17 protein-coding genes are annotated in these 19,604 nt (G+C 60.8%); 6 read left to right on the forward strand and 11 right to left on the reverse strand.

Annotated elements, in window-relative coordinates; all coding sequences use genetic code 11:
- Positions 1-124 precede the first annotated feature (124 nt).
- From ASD76_RS06040 to ASD76_RS06050, 3 genes are all read left to right on the forward strand, one after another.
- A complete protein-coding gene (locus ASD76_RS06040) occupies positions 125-1,060 on the forward strand; it encodes a threonine/serine dehydratase (protein ID WP_235506525.1) in 936 nt (311 codons plus the stop codon).
- A gap of 480 nt (positions 1,061-1,540) precedes the next feature.
- On the forward strand, positions 1,541-2,302 hold the full coding sequence (locus tag ASD76_RS06045) for a LuxR C-terminal-related transcriptional regulator (protein WP_082553623.1): 762 nt from the start codon (positions 1,541-1,543) through the stop codon (positions 2,300-2,302).
- A 126-nt stretch (positions 2,303-2,428) separates the two neighbouring features.
- On the forward strand, positions 2,429-2,869 hold the full coding sequence (locus ASD76_RS06050; protein ID WP_156457558.1) for a GtrA family protein: 441 nt from the start codon (positions 2,429-2,431) through the stop codon (positions 2,867-2,869).
- Here ASD76_RS06050 and ASD76_RS06055 read toward each other — a convergent pair.
- The 7 genes from ASD76_RS06055 to ASD76_RS06085 form a co-directional block, all read right to left on the reverse strand.
- Positions 2,820-3,806 carry a glycosyltransferase family 2 protein gene (locus ASD76_RS06055; protein WP_055919875.1) on the reverse strand — a complete coding sequence of 329 codons (987 nt, stop codon included), beginning with the start codon at positions 3,804-3,806 and terminating at the stop codon, positions 2,820-2,822. The two genes, ASD76_RS06050 and ASD76_RS06055, sit on opposite strands and share 50 nt — an antisense overlap.
- Positions 3,793-4,755 (reverse strand): NAD-dependent epimerase/dehydratase family protein, encoded by a 963-nt coding sequence (locus tag ASD76_RS17840; protein ID WP_082553624.1) that lies wholly within the window; start codon positions 4,753-4,755, stop codon positions 3,793-3,795. The genes ASD76_RS06055 and ASD76_RS17840 overlap by 14 nt, the downstream gene beginning before the upstream one ends.
- Positions 4,756-4,781: 26 nt before the next feature.
- Positions 4,782-6,041: a class I SAM-dependent methyltransferase gene (locus tag ASD76_RS06065; protein WP_082553625.1), complete on the reverse strand. Its 1,260-nt coding sequence runs from the start codon at positions 6,039-6,041 to the stop codon at positions 4,782-4,784.
- On the reverse strand, positions 6,034-7,254 hold the full coding sequence (locus ASD76_RS06070; protein ID WP_055919880.1) for a DegT/DnrJ/EryC1/StrS family aminotransferase: 1,221 nt from the start codon (positions 7,252-7,254) through the stop codon (positions 6,034-6,036). Before ASD76_RS06070 ends, ASD76_RS06065 begins: the two co-directional genes overlap by 8 nt.
- Positions 7,245-8,384 carry a CDP-glucose 4,6-dehydratase gene (gene rfbG, locus ASD76_RS06075; protein WP_055919883.1) on the reverse strand — a complete coding sequence of 380 codons (1,140 nt, stop codon included), beginning with the start codon at positions 8,382-8,384 and terminating at the stop codon, positions 7,245-7,247. The genes ASD76_RS06070 and rfbG overlap by 10 nt, the downstream gene beginning before the upstream one ends.
- Positions 8,377-9,198 (reverse strand): glucose-1-phosphate cytidylyltransferase, encoded by an 822-nt coding sequence (gene rfbF / locus ASD76_RS06080; RefSeq protein WP_055919886.1) that lies wholly within the window; start codon positions 9,196-9,198, stop codon positions 8,377-8,379. The genes rfbG and rfbF overlap by 8 nt, the downstream gene beginning before the upstream one ends.
- A gap of 154 nt (positions 9,199-9,352) precedes the next feature.
- Entirely contained in the window at positions 9,353-10,924 is a 1,572-nt protein-coding gene (locus ASD76_RS06085) for a hypothetical protein (protein ID WP_055919889.1), read from the reverse strand.
- 248 nt (positions 10,925-11,172) lie between these two features.
- Between ASD76_RS06085 and ASD76_RS06090 the strand changes: the two genes are divergently transcribed.
- Genes ASD76_RS06090 through ASD76_RS06100 form a run of 3 tightly spaced genes read left to right on the forward strand, consistent with a single transcriptional unit; the run spans position 11,173 to position 13,971 of the window.
- The gene (locus ASD76_RS06090; protein WP_055919891.1) at positions 11,173-12,318 is read left to right on the forward strand and encodes a glycosyltransferase family 4 protein; all 1,146 of its coding nucleotides are present in this window, start codon (positions 11,173-11,175) and stop codon (positions 12,316-12,318) included.
- Entirely contained in the window at positions 12,315-13,286 is a 972-nt protein-coding gene (locus ASD76_RS06095; RefSeq protein WP_055919894.1) for an ATP-grasp domain-containing protein, read from the forward strand. Before ASD76_RS06090 ends, ASD76_RS06095 begins: the two co-directional genes overlap by 4 nt.
- A gap of 19 nt (positions 13,287-13,305) precedes the next feature.
- Complete coding sequence (locus ASD76_RS06100; RefSeq protein ID WP_162249639.1) at positions 13,306-13,971, forward strand: HAD family hydrolase; 666 nt, start codon at positions 13,306-13,308, stop codon at positions 13,969-13,971.
- Here ASD76_RS06100 and ASD76_RS06105 read toward each other — a convergent pair.
- The 4 genes from ASD76_RS06105 to ASD76_RS06120 all read right to left on the reverse strand — a co-directional run bounded on the left by ASD76_RS06105 (position 13,968) and on the right by ASD76_RS06120 (position 19,600).
- A complete protein-coding gene (locus tag ASD76_RS06105; protein ID WP_055919901.1) occupies positions 13,968-14,543 on the reverse strand; it encodes a sugar transferase in 576 nt (191 codons plus the stop codon). The two genes, ASD76_RS06100 and ASD76_RS06105, sit on opposite strands and share 4 nt — an antisense overlap.
- A 13-nt stretch (positions 14,544-14,556) precedes the next feature.
- Entirely contained in the window at positions 14,557-16,734 is a 2,178-nt protein-coding gene (locus tag ASD76_RS06110; protein WP_235506529.1) for a GumC family protein, read from the reverse strand.
- A gap of 302 nt (positions 16,735-17,036) precedes the next feature.
- Positions 17,037-18,077, reverse strand: a complete 1,041-nt coding sequence (locus ASD76_RS06115) for a glycosyltransferase family 4 protein (RefSeq protein ID WP_162249640.1) — start codon at positions 18,075-18,077, stop codon at positions 17,037-17,039.
- Positions 18,078-18,181: 104 nt separating this feature from the next.
- Complete coding sequence (locus ASD76_RS06120) at positions 18,182-19,600, reverse strand: lipopolysaccharide biosynthesis protein (protein ID WP_055919910.1); 1,419 nt, start codon at positions 19,598-19,600, stop codon at positions 18,182-18,184.
- Between the last annotated feature and the right edge of the window lie 4 nt (positions 19,601-19,604).

Raw genomic sequence — 19,604 nt, forward strand, 5'->3', positions numbered from 1 at the left:
CCGGCATGTCGGTGAGGCAACGGGCCGCGTTGAACAGCGGTTCCCCGAGAAAACGGGCCCGTTAGAGGCTGGAGGCCCGCTAGTAAATATGCCACGTGGCAAGGCTGTGACGGAGACAGCCAACATGCGCACGCCAACCAGAGAGGGCGTGCTTCGCGCCGCGACGAAAGTGGCAGAGATCCTGCCGCAGACGCCGCTGCTCATGACGGAGATCGGCGGCACGCCGGTTTGGATCAAGGCTGAGTCCCTTCAGCCTATCGGCGCATTCAAGATTCGCGGGGCGTGGCATCGACTGACCGATCTCTCAGACGAAGAGCGCGCACGTGGAGTGGTTGGCGTCTCCAGCGGCAATCATGCCCAAGGAGTCGCCTGGGCGGCGCGAAGGCTCGGCATCGCCGCGACTATCGTCATGCCCAGTGACGCACCCTCGGTTAAGCTCGACCGGACCCGGGCCATGGGCGCCGAGATCGTGCCCTACGATCGCTACAAGCAGGATCGGGACGAAATCGCCCAGGCCCTGGTCGCCGAGCGGGGCGCAACGCTGGTGCATGCTTACGCGGACCCATGGGTGATCGAAGGCCAGGGCAGTTCCGCCATCGAGATCGCTGCGCAACTTGGCGGCGAACCCGATCGGATCGTAACACCCTGCGGCGGAGGCGGGCTGGCCGCCGGTCTTGCCCTCGCCTGCCCGTCCGCGAAGATCGTTCCGGTGGAACCGGAAGGCTGGGACGATGTCTGCCGCAGCCTGGAAACCGGTACCATCCAGCGCGTCGCTGCCGATGCCCCGCCCACCGCCTGCGACGCCTTGCAGACCCCGGCAACCCGGCCGATCAATTTCACCGTTCTAAAAGAACGCTGCCCATTCGGTCTGCGGGTCAGTGAAGCCGAGGTCGCCGAAGCACAGCGCTTCGCCTTCGCTCATTTGCGGCTGGTGGTGGAGCCAGGCGGAGCAGCAGCTCTTGCTGCTGCACTTGCCGGCAAGGTCGCGCTCGACGGACGAACGGCCATTATGGTTACTGGCGGCAACGTTGATGCGGCCAAGTTTGCCAAAGTGCTCTGAGGGACTGCTCGATCGGTAGCTGAGCAGTAGCCCAGGTGAATGGCCCCCGAGATGACGTCTCAAGCTTTCAGGTGAAACGAATCACCATCGTGATGAACATTGCGCCATTTTGGGCGCGCACGACGCTTCTGTGCCAGAATGGCACCATTAAGTGTCGCAAATATACAACGAATTAACAAATGTACAACGGGGTTAGCGCTACCCGGTCTACCCCTTTAGTATAGTTTGCCCGACAAACAGGAACCGCGCTCCACCATGCATGCTCATGGAATGAATGATTTTTTTGGGCTTAGCCAAAAGGGAGAGCCTCGACCTCTTTGCACAGGTTTTTTGCGATGCCGCAAATTTCTCGACACCGGGGGCGTCAATAATTTATAAAGACTTCAACGGTTCCGGTCATCCGGTTAGCCGAACGAGAGCAAGAAACGTCCACTGTATCCTGGGTCGCGTACTTCTTTTTACCGAGAGAAGGTACCCGGTATGCACGAGCTTAAAAATATCAGTGTCTCACTTATTTGTTCTACATCACTTGTGAGCGAAGGTCTCAGAAGGATATTGGACGAGAGGGAGTTCATCGTTGAGGGATCTTTCAAAAGCAGCCATGCTTTACTTGGCGATGGTGGAGAATTACTCCCCAGCACCGCTTCAGAACTTATCCTTCTCGATGTAAGCGCCGCCACCGAGTTGCGTGACGAAGTTGTCGCGCTGCGGAAGGCGTTCCCCAAGTCCAGGCTGGTGTTGCTTAGCGACACCTTCGAGCTCGACATCATGATTGAAGCTGTCAGAGCTGGAGCCGACGGATACATCCTGAAAGAGATCGCCTGCGAGTGTTTGCTGGAATCCCTCAAGCTTGTGGCGTTGGGCGAAAAGGTTCTCCCTGGCCAGTTGATTGAGCATCTGCCTCACGGCGGGATGATGAACAGCAACCACAATAAGGTTGAAGCCGACTTGGCTTCGCTGCTTTCGGAACGAGAAATCGAAACCTTGCGGTGCCTGATCATGGGCTACCCCAACAAGGTCATCGCCTATCGGCTCGATATCAGCGAGGCGACCGTCAAGGTCCACGTCAAGGCAATCCTGCGCAAGCTGATGGTCCAAAATCGGACCCAGGCGGCGATCTGGGCGGTCAATCATGGCCTGGACTCCAATGCGGTCTGCGCGACAATTGCCGCAGCTCCGAACGCCGCGCGGCGGGCCGTCGAGGGGATCAAGTCCGACAGCCTGATTGCCATTGCTTCCTGAGGCGGGAAACTCCCCCCTATCCCGCCTAGGATCCTGCCAATCTCAAGCCCCGGTGGCGCAAACGAATTGAACGGCTAAACACGGATTTCGTCATTCGCGTTTACAGCTACCGGGGACTTGGAGAGCATGGCTCTGCTAGAAATCGACGGCGATGAACTACGCAACGAGCTTGCGGCGATCGGGCGGTTCATCCTGGTCGGGATACTCAATACGGCGATCGGATATGCGATCATCCTCACGGGGCTGGCCGCCGGGCTTGGCGACTATTCGGCAAACCTGGCTGGTTTCGTTCTCGGCTTCCCGATTGCCTATACCTTGCAGCGTCGCTGGACTTTCCGAACAAGTTCCAAGGCGACGATCCTGGAAGCCGCGCTCTACGCGCTGTGTTTCCTGGCTGCGTACGGGATAAACCTTGCAGTCATCGCCATTGGCCGACGGCTAGGTTACGAGGAAAACGCAATCGTACAACTTGCCGCGATCTGCTTTTACTCTGGATCGTTCTATGTATTGACGCGGCTTATTGTCTTTCGCGGAAAGGCACCAGCGTCGCAGTCTCGGCGAAATTGATTTTGGTTTCGATTATCGGCTGGGCATCGTTCTTTGCCTGAAGGAACAACCTGCCGATGTATTCGCCCATGATCCCCATGAAGATGGCATTGATCGAAATCGACATCAGCAAGAGGATGGTGGTCGTCGCAAAACCGGCTGGCCATTCCTGACCGAGCAGTAGCCGCCCCACGATATAGACGAATGTCAGCACCAGGCTGAGCATCCCGATGACGATCCCCGCGATCGAAGCCAACCGCAGCGGCAAAAGCGAATGGTTCAGCACTCCATCGATTGCCAGGGATATCATCGACTTGATGGGGAACTTGCTTTCTCCGGCAATCCGGTCGGCCCGATCGTATTCGAGTCCGATCTGGGAGAACCCCATCGAACTGATCAGTCCGCGCAGATAGGGAGTGGTATCGTCGACCTTACGCAGCTCGTTCAGGATGCGCCGGTCAACCAGCCTGAACTCACCGGCATTGACCGGCAGATCGTCCTCGCTGATCCAGGAAATGAAGCGGTAGAAAGTTCGTCTCGACGACGCGACGAGAAAGCCGTCCGCCAGGGACCTGCGGATGCCGTAGACGACCTGGTTACCCAGCCCCCAGAGACGCAACATGTCGGGGATCAGCTCCGGCGGGTCCTGCAGATCGCAATCGAGCTGGACCGAACAGTCGCCCGAAGCCGCCTTGTAGGCACACAGGAGCGAGCGCTGGTACCCGAAGTTGCGTGAGAAGCGGATGACCTTGAGCTTCGGATCACGCTTGGCGAGGCCCTCGAGCAGTTCAAACGTCCTGTCCGTCGAGTGATTGTCAGTGACGATTATCTCGTAGTCGTAGTCTGTGAGCTTGCTGAACGTGTTCACGATCGCCGCATAGGCGCGTTCGACGTTCGCCTCCTCGTTGTAGGCCGGCACCAGAACCGAAACGAGTGTCTTGCGCTCAGCCACTGCCATGCCCCGCTCTTAAGTGATCCCCATCCCCGACCGACAGCAGCCTGGCCAGGCCTTCTTCGAGCGAAAGCGAGGCTCGCCACCCGAATACTTGCCAGGCGAGCGACGTATCCGATCGCAACTCCGTCGACGGCGATTGAGCCGGGCCGAAGTGCAGTCGTTGCGGATCGCTGCCTATCAGTGTCACAACAGTCTCGGCCACCTGTCGCATCGTGGGCGCGACACCCGTGCCGATATTTACCAGTCTGCAAGCCCGATCATGCTGTTTCGCGACCAGCAGCAGAGCGTCGACGACGTCGTCCACATGGATCAGATCGCGCCGGTCTTCGGGCCGCTTGATGTCGAAATCGCGCCCAGCGAGACAGGCTTCGACCAATGCGGGAAGCAGGAAGTTGTGGGACTGGCCAGGCCCATAGGTGAGCGCAAGCCGCGCGGTGATGACCGGAAACGCAAGCTTGTCCGCTAACATCTCGAGGTACTGCGTACCGGCAAGAAGACCCGCACCGTAGGCGTTTCGCGGGGCCTCGCGGACGCCCTCAAGATAGGGGAGCGGTACGTCGCCATATTCGGCGATACTGCCCGCGCGCACCACGACAGCTGGCGGCACACTGAGACCCTCGAGCGCTTCGACCAGACTGATCAGGGGCTCGACGAGGTGCTTTACGGAGAGATGCGCTGCCGCAGGCGATGCCTGTGTGCCCGCCCGCGTTTCCGCACCGAGATGGAAAACGATCTCTGGCTGGACCCGCTCGATGCAAGTTCTAACCGCATCCCGATCTTCGAGATCAGCACGGTGGATGACGATTTTGTCTGCGTTGCGGGCGATCCGCCCAACATGTGATCCTGGCCGGATGACCGCGTGTACCTTTGCCCCTTCACGGATCAGCCGGTCGGTCAGGTGCGAGCCGATAAAGCCCGCAGCACCTGTAACGAGACAGACTGACCCTTCCATTTCGCGCTATCCCGCCCCCGGGTTTTCTAGACCAGCCGTGGCTCCGGGAACGGGACAAGGAACTTGCCTCCGCGCGCCCGGAAGTCAGCTTGCTGCTCCTTGATTTCGTCGAAGAAGTTCCACGCGAGCATGAAGAGGATGTCCGGCTTTTCTTCCTCGATGGCTTCCACCGGCCTGATGGGAATTCGCAGGTTCGGCGAGAACAGGCCGTGCTTGAGCGGGTTCTTGTCGACCAGGAAGTCGAGATACTGCGTCCCGATCCCGTAGTAGGTGATCATGGTGTTGCCGCGGGCCGAAGCGCCATATCCGGCGATCCGGAGGCCCTGCACCTTGAGGTCGTCGAGCATTTCGCGAAGCCGCATGCCGGTCTCATCGAAGCGTTCAACGCGAGCATCATAGGTGGCCTGGTCGAGCATGCCGCCGGCAGCCTCCTCGTCCAGCATTTCGGCCACCAGGGGATTGATGGGGTACCCCGCCGATTTCCTGGTCAGGAACACTCGCATCGAGCCGCCGTGGATGTTGGGCAGCCGTTGAGCGTCGGAGACTTCGAGGCCGAAGAACGCGCCTAGCTTCGCGATCGACAGGAGACTGAACTCCGAAACATGCTCGTGATACATGTTGTCGAACTCGGCCAGTTCGAGCATTTCCTTCGCGCGCGGTACTTCGATGATGAAGGTACCGTCCTCGGCAAGCAGGATGCAGACGGCATCCATGAAGCTGTGCAGGTCGCCGATGTGATTGAAGGTGTTGGTCGTGACGATGACCTTGGCGCGACCGTGCGCTGCCTTCACTTCGTTTGCCGATTGCCGATGGAAGTAGTCGATGTGGGTCTGAACCCCCCTCGCAGCAGCCAACTCGGCAATGTTCTCAGCTGGATCGATGCCCAGTGTCTTGCAACCAAGGGCATTGCAGGCGGCGAGCAGCAATCCGTCATTGCTGCCGATATCGACAACAAGCCCTTCCGTCCCTGCCCGCTCGGCGATGACGCGCGAGAAGCCTTCGAAATGGCTCTGCATCGTGGCCGCGCCGGAAGGCACATAGAGATAATGGGAGAAGAAGTTCTCCGGAATCTGGTCCGCCACCGCGATCAGCCCGCATTCGAGGCACACGTGCGCGTTCAGTGGAAAGGAAGGCTGTTCGCGTTCCATGTCCTCAGGCCGGATGAGCATCTGAGCTGGCGAGTGCGAGCCGTACTCCAGGAACAGGTACGGGTCCGGTGCCTTGCAAGCGCGACAGCTCGAAAGCGTGGCGTGGTCGACACGTTCGACGGATTGCGGGTCAAGCATTTGCGGCCTCTTGCATTGGATTGAAAAGACGCTCGCGGACGAACGCTTCGAAACACTCGTGCATGTAGTCGAGTTGAGCTTCTTCGAGCCCGTGATGACACGCGAGCAGGATACCGCCCCGCATGACCGCATCAGCCACCGGGTAACCATCGGCGGAAGTAGTCGAAACGACCGACTTCATTGCGGGTTGGCGCAGGATGTTGCCGGTGAAGACCGGACGGGTCTGCACATCGCGTTCCTCGAGCCAGATCTGCAGCTCGCGGCGGGTGAACGGCGCATCGGCGCGGATCGTCATCGGGAATGCCAGCCAGCCGGTACGCGATTCCGGCAGCTGCTTGGGAAGGATGAACCACTCTTCGTACGCCTTGAAGAAGTCGTACTGGCGCTTGAAGTTGTGCTCCCGCGCCGCGATGTTGTTTTCCAGCTTGTTGAGCTGGATCAACCCGAACGCAGCGCCCATTTCCGACGGCTCGACGTTGTAGCCAAGCTCTTCGAACAGGAACTTCGCGTCGTAGCTGATTCCGTCGAGCTCGACGTTGAAGCGCTTCTCGATGCTCTCGGAATCCACGTAGAGCGACGAAGTCCTGCCCCATGACCGGAGCAAGAGCGCGCGACGCCCAAGCTCCTCGTCCGACACGCACAGCATGCCACCGTTGCCGGCGGCATTGATGACGTGCGAACCGTAGAAGCTCGTCGTGCTGATGTGTGAACGAGTTCCGGTGCTGGTGCCGCGTATCGTCGCGCCCAGGGTATCGGCGCTGTCTTCGATCACCATCAGGCCGTGCGCATCGGCGATGTCGCGAATTCTATCCCAATCGGGGAGGTTGCCGATCAAGGACGGGATCATCATGGCCTTGGTCTTCGGGCCGATCAGTTCCTCGATCTTGTCGACGTCGATGTTGTAGGTGCCCTCTGCCGCATCGATGAAGGCGGGTACGAGCCGCCCGCGAACGATCGGTGCAACCGTCGTCGCGAAGGTCAAAGCGGGAGTGATGACCTCGCTACCTTCGGGAAGGTTGAGCAGCTCCATCGCAAGGTAATTCGCGCTCGAGCCGCTGTTCACCATGATGCCGTGGCTCTTGGCGAACAGCGCCGCGACGCGTTCCTGCATTTCGCGCACTTTTGCCCCCATCTGCGTGGATGTGCGGAGCACCTCCACGACAGCGGCGATTTCCTCTTCGCCATGGACCGTCTGGCCGTAGTTCACGCGCATGCCTGGATCTTCTCCTGAACACGAGAGGACAATTCTGCAGATGCCGCGAAGCTGGCGATCTGTTCGATGGTTAGCGACCGCATGTTTTCCGAGCCATCCGCGAAAGCGCGATACCAATTGGTGGTCATGGCAATCGCTTGCTCGGTGGTGAGCCTGGGCCGCCAGCCGAGCCGGCCAAGCGCCTTGCTGCTGTCGAGCGTGAGCATGCCGGCCTCGTGAGGGTCGTCGGTCCGCTTGCCGAATGCGATAGAGGCAGCGCCTGGCCCCCAGGTCTTCTGTAGAATTCGGGCTATAGTCTCGACATCGACGAATGCGTCCGGGTTCGGGCCGAAGTTCCACGCCTCCGCGAAGTCAGGTGCGGCATCGCTGAGCAGCAAGGCACCGATCGTGAGGTAGCCCGACAAGGGCTCGAGGACGTGCTGCCACGGCCGCACGCTGGCAGGGTTGCGAATGGCGACTGCCGTTCCGGCGATCGTCGCTCGGATGATGTCAGGGACCAGTCGATCTACGGCCCAATCGCCGCCACCGATGACATTCCCCGCGCGTACCGTGGCGATCTGGCAACCTTTGGGATCGCTGAAGTAGGATCGCCGAAAGGAGCTGGCGACCAGCTCCGTGCATCCCTTGGAAGCGCTGTAAGGATCTGCCCCGCCCATCGGGTCAATCTCGCGATAGGGCCAGGGCCACTCGTTATTCTCGTAGCATTTGTCGCTGGTGACGACGACCACGCCGCGCACGGTTGGCATCCGCCGAACTTGATCCAGCACCACAGCCGTTCCGACAGCATTGGTCCGAAACGTGTCCACAGGATCAGCGTAGGAAGGACGCACGAGTGATTGTGCGGCCATGTGAATAACGAGATCGGGCTCCAGTCCCTCGCAGGCCCGCCCAAAGTCCGCCCCGTCGCGAATGTCTCCGATGCGATGATCGATGACGTCGGCCAGGCCTACCGCTGAGAACAGCGAGGGACCCTCAGCAGGCGGCAAGGCAATCCCCGTCACCTCGGCCCCCAGCTCCTTCAGCCAGAGGCACAGCCAGCCTCCCTTGAAGCCCGTATGGCCTGTAACAAGGACCCGCTTGCCGGCAAATTGAGCTGCCAGGGCGTCATGGCAGATCGCTTGTTCAGGCATTGACGGCCTTCGCCTGCCAATCTGTCGAGGTGATCGCCTGACCGTTCTCGAAATCCATCCACGGCGGCAGCGGCTCGGAGCCTAGCTTGTTCAGCGTGTCGCGATCGCGCACGGTGTCCATGGGGTGCCAGAAGCCCTTGTGCATGAAGGCCATCAATTCGCCATCACGCGCCAAGTTTGTCAGCGGACCTTGCTCCAGCGGCTCGTCGTCGCCGGTCAGGTAATCGAGCACACCCGGTTCGAAGACGAAGAAGCCCCCGTTGATCCAGGTTTCGTGCTTGCGCACCTTTTCCGTGAATTCCACGACCTGGTTGCCGTCCAGCTCCAGATTGCCGAACCTGGCGGGTGGCTGCACGGCCGTGACGGTCGCAAGCTTGCCATGCGAGCGGTGGAACTCCAGCAGCGCCTCGATATCGATGTTCCCCACTCCGTCGGAGTAGGTGACCATGAAAGTCTCGTCGTCGAGCCAGTCGCGCAAGCGACGGATGCGGCCACCGGTCATGGTGGCAACACCGGTGTCGACCACCGATACCCGCCAGTCCACCTTTGACGTTGGGCGCAGGGCCATTTCACCGTTGCCGATGCCAACGGTGAAATCGTTGGTCATCAGGTGCAGCCCCTGGAAGAAGCTCTTGATCGATAGGGCCTTGTAGCCACAGGCCACGATGAAATCGGCGTGCCCCCAGTGATCGTAGATATCCATCACGTGAAGCATGATCGGCCGCCCGGCGACTTCGACCATGGGCTTCGGTATGTGGACGGTTTCTTCCGCGAGGCGTGAACCAAGTCCGCCCGCTAGCAAGACTACCTTCATTTGGCCCTCCGATGCACGGAAATCTCCGCGCGTCGCGTGGTTAAATACCTGTCGATTTTACGGAACCGGGCCGATGCTTCTAAATGGGCATCGGGGTTAGGCAGCTTTAGACAATCGGTGTACCAACGGGCTAGCGCCCCACCTAAATCGTCAGTCAGTCGGGCCGAACGTACAGCCGGACGTCTCGCCCCTCCCGCCCGGGGACCTCGCGATAATTGTGGCTCACCGCGAATGCGGCAAGAGCGCCCTCCATGGGCTCCTCTTCGTTGACCAGGATCGCGTCGGGCCGTTTGCTTGCAAGAAACGCGGGCAATTCGGCCGCTGAGGTCGTCCGGTAGTAAGGTTTGTCGTCAGCCGGTATGAAGGGTGCAACGCGATAGACGAACTGGCCAGCCGCGAACTCCGGGTAGATCTGCCAGCCCCCGTCAAGTGCCATTACCGGCGTCATCGTCACCACGTGCGCCCGACCATCCAGTCCGGCTTTCCCAGCTAGGTCGCGCATATCTCGATGCAGCGCGAGAGGCTCCCAATGGCCGGGTCGGGCAAGTTGGAGCAGGCCTGGTCCGATCCGCGTGACGGATCCGAGTATGGCGATCAGTGAAAGAGCCAGCCAAAGCGGCATTGCAGCCCTTCTCTCCCCTTCGCCAAGCGAACCGGCCAACGCGATCATCGCCAATACGAGGAAGGGCAGAGGCAGCGCAAAGTACTGCGGGAATGCCGGATCGGGCACGAACGCGACAATGAAGCCGAACCCGGCAAAAGCCGCGGGCAAAATCACCTTCCACGACGCGATCTGTCGAATTCCCGCCCACAAGCCCCTTTCCCACAACACCATGGCGATGAGCACGACCAGGCCCGCGATGGCCAGGAGGTAGGTGTTCGAGAGCCAAATCTCTTCGGCCAGAAGCGTCTTTTGGGCCAATCCCGTGACCAGCGGGTCGGTTGAGCTACCCCAGTAAGCCTTTTGCAGCTCGGTGAAGTAGCGCAAGGTGTGGGCCAGGAAGGCGTCGGGATCCCTGGCAAGATGGATCAAGGCCGGGAGCCCGCCAATGACGCCGCCGATTGCCAGGGGCAGGCTGCATTTGACTATGCGCTGGGTAAGCGGCCGCGCTTGCGGAGCAAGGACTGTCACCAGAGCGATGACTGGCGCCAGGAAGAAGTAGTTCACCTTGAAGCCGACAGCGAGAGAGGCGAACAGGCCTGCCCAGAAGGCGGAAACCGGCGACGTTCGCCCCTCATCCATGGCGCCGAGCAGGAAGTAGTAGGACGCAAACGCGAACGGCAACGGAATGAAGGTGTTGCTCACCAGCATGCCCGACGGGCCGAGAAACAGAACGTTGCCGGTCAGCAGGAAGGCACAGGCGAGGAAGGCCGGCAGGCCGGCGTTGAGGCGCCGGGCGATAAGCCAGAGCATTGCGATCAAGGCCAGCCAGGCAACTAGGACAACCAGCCTTCCCGTGAAGAGGTAAGTACCGGTCCCGGTCAGCGAGTATACCGAGCCCAGTAGGTAAGGCATGTTGGGCAGGTGGTTGTAGCCAAAGTCGCGGTAGATATCGCCCTGCCCCAACTGGCTCGCTACCGAAACGAACATGTTCTCGTCACGATTGAGCGGATAGGAGAGGAGGCGTCCGGCGATCCCCGCGAGCATGACGCCCAGAATGACCAGCCCGGCCTTGACGAATGTGCCGCTGCGCAGCTCGTCGCTCTTGGCGTCCACGTCGCTCATCGGTCGAGTGCCCTCCAAATCAACCGATGTTGAGGCGGAGAAGCGCAGCTGGCGAGCGCTATAACGACGTAATCATTCTGGATGGCCATGCGATCCCAGTGGCTTACGTTCCCAGCTGGGCGAACCAAGGTGACGACGCGCCCGGATCTCGCCCCTCTAAGAAGGGTTAGACCAGAAGACTATCCTCAAAGCTCTCTCTCCCATGCTAGAAACGCCGTTGTTAGAAACGGAGAAACGACGTTTCAGCTGTGCCGTCGCACCACATATCTATCCTGACATCCGGCCTTGGGGCCGGTGGCGCGGAGCGCGTCATCGCCCAACTTGCGGCGCATTGGTGCGACACGCCCTATCGTCTTTCGATCATCACGTTCGACCATGCCGAGGATGCGGTCTTCCATCCGCTGCCTTCGAATGTCGCCGTCGAGCGGCTCGGTGACACCACCGGGAGTGGCCTTACGGGCGCGATCCGCAAGACCTTTGCCCTTCGCAAAGCCCTGCGCCGCGATCCGCCCGACTTGCTCATATCCTTCCTGACAAAGAACAATCTCCTCGCCGCGATTGCTTCGATTGGTCTCCCAACAGGCCTCGTTTGCTGCGAACGGAACAACCCTGAGCGGCAGAAAGTGCACCCTCTCTGGAATTTCCTGCTCCCCGCGGCCTATCGGCGCGCGGATGCCATCGTTTGCCAGACTGAAGGGGTAAAGAGGTGCTTTCCCCGCTCCGTCGCAGACAAGTTGGTGGTCATTCCCAATCCGTTTGCCGGTCTCGATAGGACCGGGCCGGAAACGGCCGGCAAGGATATCTGTGCCGTGGGACGCCTGACCGAGCAGAAGGGATTCGACCTCCTGATCGACGCGTTCTCCAGGGCTCTGCCGGATTTCCCCGGATGGAACTTGCACATCTGGGGCTCCGGACACGATTTGGAGGCACTGGAGCAGCAAATCTCCGACCTCGGCTTGAGCGAGAGCGTCCACATGCGTGGCATCAGTCCCCGCCCGGGCGGTTGGCTCGACAATGCCGACCTGTTCGTCCTCTCTTCCCGCTACGAGGGCTTTCCCAATGCCCTGGGTGAAGCGATGGCGGCCGGCCTGCCGATCGTTGCGACGGCTTGCGACTTTGGGCCGGAGGAAATGCTCGACCACGGGGTAAGCGGGTGGCTTGTCCGCAACGAGGACCCGGCGGCGCTCGCAGCAGGTCTGAAGCATCTGATGTCGGACAGCGCTCTTCGTGTCAGGCTAGGGGACGGGGCAACCAAAGCGGTCCAGCGTTACGCGCCCGCCGTAGTTTTCAGGCAGTGGGACAATCTCGTGCGGGACTTGCTCGGACCACGGGAAGAAGCCGTCGCTGCGGGAGCGAGCCCGGCTCACTCGTTGGAGGTTCGGGTCACCGAATGAGGAACGGGCCGCTGCGTATTCTGTTCACGTCCGCCGGACGCCGGGTTGAGCTTGCGCAGTGCTTCCGTGCGGCAGCCGCGCGATTGGACACAAGTTGCGAAATCCACGCCTGCGACCTCGATCCGGAACTCAGTCCGGCATGCCGAACTGCCGACGCCCGGTTTGCGGTCCCGAGGTGCACGGCCCCCGGCTATATCGACACCCTGCATGAGTACTGTGTGACGCAGTCGATCGATCTTCTGGTCCCGACAATCGATCCCGAACTTCCCCCTCTCGCAGAAGCACGCGATCGCTTCGCTCAGACCGGCACACTGGTCCACGTGAGCTCTGCTGAGACGATCGATATCGTACGCGACAAGCTGAAAACCATCGAGGCGCTGGCCAAGTCTGGGGCTCCGGTGCCACGGACCGCAACGGCAGAAGAAGTCCGCCGGTCGCCAGGCGATTGGCCCTTCGCCGCATTCATCAAGCCATCCGCAGGAAGCGCGAGCCGCGGGATCGGGATTTTGCAAGGTCCGGAAGATATTCGCGCCGAATACGATGAGCCCATGATCGTGCAGGAGTTCCTTCGCGGCCCCGAATACACCGTGAACATCTACGTTGACCGCAATGGCAAGCTCTTGTCCGCGGTACCGCACATCCGCCTTTCAGTGCGGGCCGGTGAAGTCGAGAAAGGCCGTACCGAACGCAACTCCGCCTTCTGGGAGATCGCAGAACGTGTGGTCGCCGCCCTGCCGGGACCGCGAGGGGCGATGTGCTTCCAACTCATTGTTGACCCGGCGAAGGGGCCAAGGGTGTTTGAAATCAACGCGCGGTTTGGTGGCGGCTATCCGCTGGCGGACCATGCCGGCGCCAGGTTTGCTGAAAGCCTGTTAGCGGGAGTGCTCGGGCAACCCGAATGCGCATCCAACGACTGGCGCGAAGGGGTGACGATGCTGCGCTATGATGCGGCGGTGTTCGATGGTTGAGATTGATGCCGCAGTCGTCGTGCTCGATCTCGACGATACGCTCTTCCATGAGAGTGATTTCGCGCGCAGCGGATTTGCTGCAGTTGGCGCCCACCTCGAAAATCGGCTCGGCGTTTCCGACTTTGCTTCTCATTGTGAAAGGCTGCTCAAGGCCGGCTCGCGAGGACGCATTTTCGATCAGGCGTTAGCCGAGTGCGGGCACCATCCCACCCCTGACTTGATCGAAGAGCTTGTCGATATTTACCGATCGCATAAACCTTCGATCCAATTGCCGCGAGATACGGTGGCGTTCCTCGAACACGTCGCGGGATTGCCGACGGCCCTGATCAGCGACGGCCCCGCAAGGATGCAGCGGAACAAGGTCGTAAGCCTGGGTCTCGATAAGCTCATCGATAAGATCGTGCTGACCGGCGAATGGCCCGACGGCTATGGCAAGCCCCATCCCAGGGCCTACGGCGAAGTCATGCAATGGTCCGGCCGTATCGGCTCCGATCACGTCTATATCGCGGATAATGGCTCAAAGGACTTCATCGCCCCAAGAGCCCTTGGGTGGAAGACCGTACAGATCCTCCGGCCCGGGCGAGTTCACGACGGCGTTGCACCAACCGCGGAGCACGAAGCAGAGTTCAGAATAGCCAGCCTCGACGAAATTAGCCTGCGTCGCGTCCTCGCTGGCTCGCGTTAGCGCGACACTTCCTCGCGCAGGACTTTGGTCCGCCGCTCACCGCCGATCATGACGAGAACCGTTCGCTGCAGGATCGTCAGATCAAGCCAGAGACCGGCGTGATCGATATACCAGAGGTCCAGCGCCACCTTCTCGTCTAACGAGAGGAGAGTGTTGCCATTCACCTGGGCCCAGCCGGTCATCCCCGGTCTTACCAGGCCTCTCCTCCGGCCCTTGTCGCCGAGTTCCTCGATGGTAATCGGCAGAAGCGGGCGAGGTCCGACAAAGGCCATTTCGCCCCGTGCGATGTTCAGGAGGCCAGGCAACTCGTCGAGGCGGCTCCGGCGTAAGAATGCACCCACTGCAGTGACTCGCTGCTCGTCGGGCAATAGGCGCCCAGCTTCGTCGCGGTCGTCCCGCATCGTACGGAACTTGTACAACACGAACGGCTCGCCAAGACGCCCGCAACGGACCTGCCTGAATAGGACCGGCCGACCCAGCGAAAGCAGGACAAGCAGTCCGAGCAGCAACTGGATCGGGGTCAACGCGACCCCAAGGATCACCGCCAGCAAGCGAGAGAACGCGGAAGCCATCGAGCGCGGCCGATCAGGCCATTTCAGGTTCATTCCATTCTGGCCGGCGCCGGCGTCGCATCCAGTTGCGTGCCCGTGTGACGATGCCTTGCGGATGTTCGAAGTCATCCGAGTAGTAGTCCGACGAGTCGACGTAGAACTGGACGGAATCGCCATACCGGAGCCGCGCGTGTTCGGCATAATCGACATGGTCGAAGATGACGCCCGACACGGCATAGTGGTGCAGGTCGAGGGATGCATCCATCTGCTCGATGGTCGTGCGTCCCCAACGGGCCACCATGATCGTCTGGTCGGCGAACTGCCCCATCGCCCGCGCGTCGCGCACGGCGAGCGTCGCCGGGGCGTTGATGACGATGAAGTCGAACTTCTCCCGAAGATCGCGGAGCAACTTTGCCAACTTGGGCGAGGACAGCAGCACCGCCGGTTCTTCCACCGGGTTATGGGCGCTCAGGAGGCCGATCCTCGGAGCGTTGGTGAATTCGCCGTCGTCGTCGGTTGCTCCCTCATGAGGCAAGGGAAGCAACCCATCGATATCGGCCTGGCCCGTGATGATATCGATAAGGTCAGGTGAATCGATATTATTCTGCAACCGTTGCAGATAGCCGTGCTTGCGCAGGTCCAGATCGAGCACCAGGGTCCGATCGCCCATGGCGAGGCCTGCCGCGGCGAGTGTCAGGGTGACAGTCGACTTGCCATCTCCCGGCAAGGGAGAGCTGACCAGCACGACTTGCGATCCCGGCTTCTGCCGCAGCGACCGGATCTCGCAATACATCGACCTTGATACTTCGGCGAAGAGCGACTGCGGGTCGGCGATGACCGGGCTGTCGCTCGGATCGTCGGCCGGCTGGTCCCGCTCTAGCAGCGGAAGCATGCCGAAGGTCGGGAGCCCGAAGTACTTCCGGATCTGGGCAGATGTCCGCAGGCGATCATCCAGGAAGTCGCGCAGGAACGCCAGGAGGAAGGCGAGTATTCCCGAGCCGAGGAAGGCGATTATCGTATACTTGAGCGGCGCCGGAGCAATGGCGTCGAGGTTGGGCACGGCCGGCGAGACGATCGAGGATGAAACGCCCTCTTCCTGCATCTGGGCACGCACCTGCTCAACGCGCGCGGCGATGGCTTTGTATGATTCATCAGCCAGCGTGGATTCGCGAACCAGGTTCTCGAGTTCGACCGAGTTGCCCACGTTTTGGTAGGACTTGCTTTCGACGCTCGCGAGGATCCCGTTGAGGCGTGCGGCGGCCGCTGCATCACCAGCTGCATCGCTGCGTGCTATCTGGGCCATCCTGGCGGACTCAGCGGCCGCAACCGCCCGAGCATTGGCTTGGGCGTTGCCTCGCTCCACCGTCATCGCGCTTTCGACGGCATCGATCTGCGACGAGATGCGCTTTACGTCTGGGTGGTTGGGGCCATAGCTCGACGTAAGCTTCGAGCTCTCCGCCACGAGATCGGCGTGCCGGCGTTCAAGCTGATCAAGGCCGGCCGAACTGGCCATCGCCGTGCTCTGCATCGATCCCGCCGCGGCGATCCCGCCGCTGCGCGCTGCCGAACCTTCGCGCGAAGCGCTGGCGGCCGCTGCCTGAGTGGCAATGCGATTGAGCTGGGCCAGGTCTTCAGCACCGCCCGCACCAACGAGCATGCGATTATTTTGCCGGAATTCGGCAACCTTCTGCGCAGTGGCAGCGGCAATCTCTCCACGCTCGTGCTGTTCGGTCTCCAGGGAGGCGAGCAGCTGAGCGCGAAGCTCATTGTTCTTTGAGGCGCGTACGGCGCGAACCGACGCGGGGATCTGGTTGGCAATGCGCGCCGCCAGCTCGGGCGAACGCGAAGAGACCGAAATCGCGAGCAAGTCGGAGTTCGGCTCGGCTGCCACTGTCACCATGCTGAGCAGCCGGTTGATGGCGAGATAGATGAAATCGTCGTCGCCGGAGCCGATATTGCCCATGTCTTTCTTGAAGTGCGGATCGTTGAGCAGATCGAGGTCCTCAATCACGTGCTCTGCAGCTGAACGCGAACTGTGGAGACGGACAGCGTTAGCCACCCGCTGCGCGTTCTGAGCGATGACGTCAGCCTGGTTGGTACCCACCTGGTCGATAAGCTCGACCTGAACGTGTGCCGTGGACCGGTAGATGGTCGGTGACAGCAACTGATGGGCCAGGACCGGCAACGTGATCGCGGCAACGATCGCCGCCATCATGTATTTGTAGCGAATTGCTACCCGCAGAAGGTCCTTCAGCGAGATCGCCGACCCAGCATGCGGGGGCGCCCCACTGGGGTAATAAGGTGCCTGGGAATTTGTGCTGAGGCTGTTGCCTCCATATGATGCCAAGGCAGTTTGCATCGTACACCCCTGTGAGCAGACGCGCCGGCAAAATTTGCGTCACTCGCCGCCGACGCAAACGGGGTTATGGGCAATTTCAATGGGTTTTTGAAACGGGCATCCGTCTTGTCGGCCGGGTCATAAAGGGTAGCTCGAAAGGGTGGTAGCGAGATCCCCTAACGGCCGGCGCTGCGATATAGGGCGAGATGCCGGTCCGCTGAAACGTCGATCGAGAATTGCCCGCTCTTCTTGACGGCTCCCTGCGAGAGGGATCGGTACAAGTCAGCATCGACGATTACACGTCCGATGGCTGCTGCAAGCCCTGCTGGATCGTCAAGCGGAGCAAGCAAGCCGTTCTCGCCCTCGGCCACCAGGTCGCGGTTGCCAGCGACATCGGTGGCAACGATTGGCAGGGCCATCCCCATCGCCTCGATAATGGCAATGGGTAGCCCCTCGTAAGTCGACGTGTTGAGAAGGATGTCAGCGGAAGCCATCAGGTGGCGAACGTCAGATCTTTCGCCGAGGAACTCTACATCCTCGAACAGGCCCATGTCCTGCGAGCGCATCCTGAGCTCGTCGAGGCCCTGCCCACCCCCCGCGATCAAGAACTTAGGTCTCGCGAACTCGGGATTGCTGTCGCGCATTGCCGCTGCTGTTTCCAACACCAGGCCATAGTTCTTTTGGTCGGAGATCGTCCCCACGCTGAGGATCAGGCATGGCTTGCCGGCTGCCGTTCTCGGAGCGCCAGCGTCGAATTCACGCGCCGCGGCATTTGGGATAAGTGTGATCGGACGCCTGGTAAGGCTTCGATAAATTGCCTCCAGCTCAGGCGAAATAGCGACATACCTGTCTACGACCAGATCGAAGGCTCTGAACAGATAACCGGGAAACGAGAGCCGCGTGTTGTGATGGGTCAATATGACCGAGCCGCGAAAACCGGAAAGGGCAACCATCGCCACCGCCCTGGCGGTATGGCAATGGATCACGTCCGGGACGCTAGAGGCCAATAGCTTTCGGAGGGCTGCTGCGCCTTCCAATGGGCCGCGTTTCTTGCTGAGTCGCAACGACACGAAGTCACTGCCGCCATTTCGTATTTGTTCGGCGAGGATCGCTTCCATCTCGATGGTGTTGCCGAGCGTGGCAGCATCACAGAGCGCAATTACGCGGTTCGTTACCCCGCGGGCCGCTAGCGCCGCACTCAGGTTGGACACCAGCACCTCTGCCCCGCCCGCGGTGAGGCTCGTGACGATCGACCAAACATTGAGGGTCGTTTGCACTTGTTCGACCGACCCTTGCTCTTCAGCGATGGTCCGCATGTCGTTCACGCGCTGTCTTCTTCCAGCCGCTGCGCACTTATTTCGGCGCGAACACGGCCCAATCCTCGCCACATCGCGACGTCGAGAGCGACAGCGGTCACGAAACCAAACGCGATATGGGCAAGGTTCACCCCGACAGCGCCGAGGCTCGGCATGGCCGCAAATGCCGTGACAAAGAAGATTGCAGTCGAACCTGCTGCGACCGCGAGAACGTAAGTCGGGCGATTCATCGCCAGCAACGCGGAGCGCGAAGGCGCAGCATGCAAGACGAGCGCGACGGCGAGCAGCTGGGCCAGCAGCATGGGAAACGCGCCCACGAAATCCGGACCGAAAACGAGGTGCAGCGCCCACTCACCCGCAAACCAGCACAAGGTGATTGCAACAACGGCACCCACTGCGAGGATGACCTGCAACCACTTCACCGTCTGGGCAAAATTGGCGATCCCCTTGCCTGTCCACATCCGCGCCAGGTCAGGATAGGCCACGGTTTGGATCAGGTCCCCCCCTTGCTGGGCGATCTTCGCGATCCGACGCGACAAGAAGTAAAGGCCCGCAGCCGCAGGACCAGCAAAGAAGCCAACCAGCAGCGTATCGGCCTCATGCGTTAGAGTACGCAGCGCGGAGGACATATTGGTAGAGAACGCAAAGCCGAGGAAGCCCGGAAATTTCGCGGGCAGCCCGCGCCAGCTTGCCTTGAATGGGCTGGGTATTCCGTTCTGCGCCAGCGCACGCAAGCCAATCCAATTGAACACGATCGAATCGAGAGCCTGGGCAAAGGTCCAAGCGGCTATGAATTCGAGCAGGCTTCCGCCGGTCAGAAAAACCAACAGCGCCAATACGAGCCGGGTCAGGCCGCCGACGAACTGGACGTAGGCAATCGTGCGAAATTTGCCGGACATGCGGAGCGCTGCGCTGGCCATGCCCCGGAAGTTGATGGCAATAGCGGCCGCGTAGATTACAACCAGCCGCCCCTGATCGGGAGATAGCCCGACATGGCTTGCCGCCAGCCATCCTGTGATGACGCAGAGCACGGCCGCAAGAAACGCGCTGCTCACGTCAAGGAGCAAGCCATACGCGTAGAGCTGCGACAGTCGCTTGGGATCAGCCGCATTTTCCTCGGCAGCCACGAAGCGGATCAACGGCTGCCAGGATTCAAAACGGACCAGACGCTCACAAACGCGACCTAGTGCCAGAATTAACGCAAGAGCCCCGAAGTCCGCCGCTCCGAGCGTTCGAGCCGCCACCGCTGTGCTCGCCAGCATTGTGACTGCAACACCGAAGTTTCCGGTCAACAGATGAACCACGCTGCCGATCCGACTTTTCAGAAGCGGGTTCTCGTTTACCGACGCGGACAGATTGCGCACGAGTTCTCGAGGATGCAGCGCACTGAGCGAAAACTTCGCGGTCGGTCTGGAGGCAGCCATGACG

The sequence above is a fragment of the Altererythrobacter sp. Root672 genome (assembly GCF_001427865.1).
GTDB lineage: Bacteria > Pseudomonadota > Alphaproteobacteria > Sphingomonadales > Sphingomonadaceae > Croceibacterium_A.

Excerpts from the sequence above, each read along its gene's own strand:
- rfbF (WP_055919886.1), bottom strand. The coding sequence starts at position 9,198 with ATGAAGGTAGTCTTGCTAGCGGGCGGACTTGGTTCACGCCTCGCGGAA.
- ASD76_RS06110 (WP_235506529.1), bottom strand. The coding sequence starts at position 16,734 with ATGGCGGCGATCGTTGCCGCGATCACGTTGCCGGTCCTGGCCCATCAG.
- ASD76_RS06120 (WP_055919910.1), bottom strand. The coding sequence starts at position 19,600 with ATGGCTGCCTCCAGACCGACCGCGAAGTTTTCGCTCAGTGCGCTGCAT.
- ASD76_RS06050 (WP_156457558.1), top strand. The coding sequence starts at position 2,429 with ATGGCTCTGCTAGAAATCGACGGCGATGAACTACGCAACGAGCTTGCG.
- rfbG (WP_055919883.1), bottom strand. The coding sequence starts at position 8,384 with ATGCCTGAACAAGCGATCTGCCATGACGCCCTGGCAGCTCAATTTGCC.
- ASD76_RS06045 (WP_082553623.1), top strand. The coding sequence starts at position 1,541 with ATGCACGAGCTTAAAAATATCAGTGTCTCACTTATTTGTTCTACATCA.
- ASD76_RS06095 (WP_055919894.1), top strand. The coding sequence starts at position 12,315 with ATGAGGAACGGGCCGCTGCGTATTCTGTTCACGTCCGCCGGACGCCGG.
- ASD76_RS06055 (WP_055919875.1), bottom strand. The coding sequence starts at position 3,806 with ATGGCAGTGGCTGAGCGCAAGACACTCGTTTCGGTTCTGGTGCCGGCC.
- ASD76_RS06040 (WP_235506525.1), top strand. The coding sequence starts at position 125 with ATGCGCACGCCAACCAGAGAGGGCGTGCTTCGCGCCGCGACGAAAGTG.
- ASD76_RS17840 (WP_082553624.1), bottom strand. The coding sequence starts at position 4,755 with ATGGAAGGGTCAGTCTGTCTCGTTACAGGTGCTGCGGGCTTTATCGGC.
- ASD76_RS06065 (WP_082553625.1), bottom strand. The coding sequence starts at position 6,041 with ATGCTTGACCCGCAATCCGTCGAACGTGTCGACCACGCCACGCTTTCG.
- ASD76_RS06085 (WP_055919889.1), bottom strand. The coding sequence starts at position 10,924 with ATGAGCGACGTGGACGCCAAGAGCGACGAGCTGCGCAGCGGCACATTC.
- ASD76_RS06105 (WP_055919901.1), bottom strand. The coding sequence starts at position 14,543 with ATGGCTTCCGCGTTCTCTCGCTTGCTGGCGGTGATCCTTGGGGTCGCG.
- ASD76_RS06070 (WP_055919880.1), bottom strand. The coding sequence starts at position 7,254 with ATGCGCGTGAACTACGGCCAGACGGTCCATGGCGAAGAGGAAATCGCC.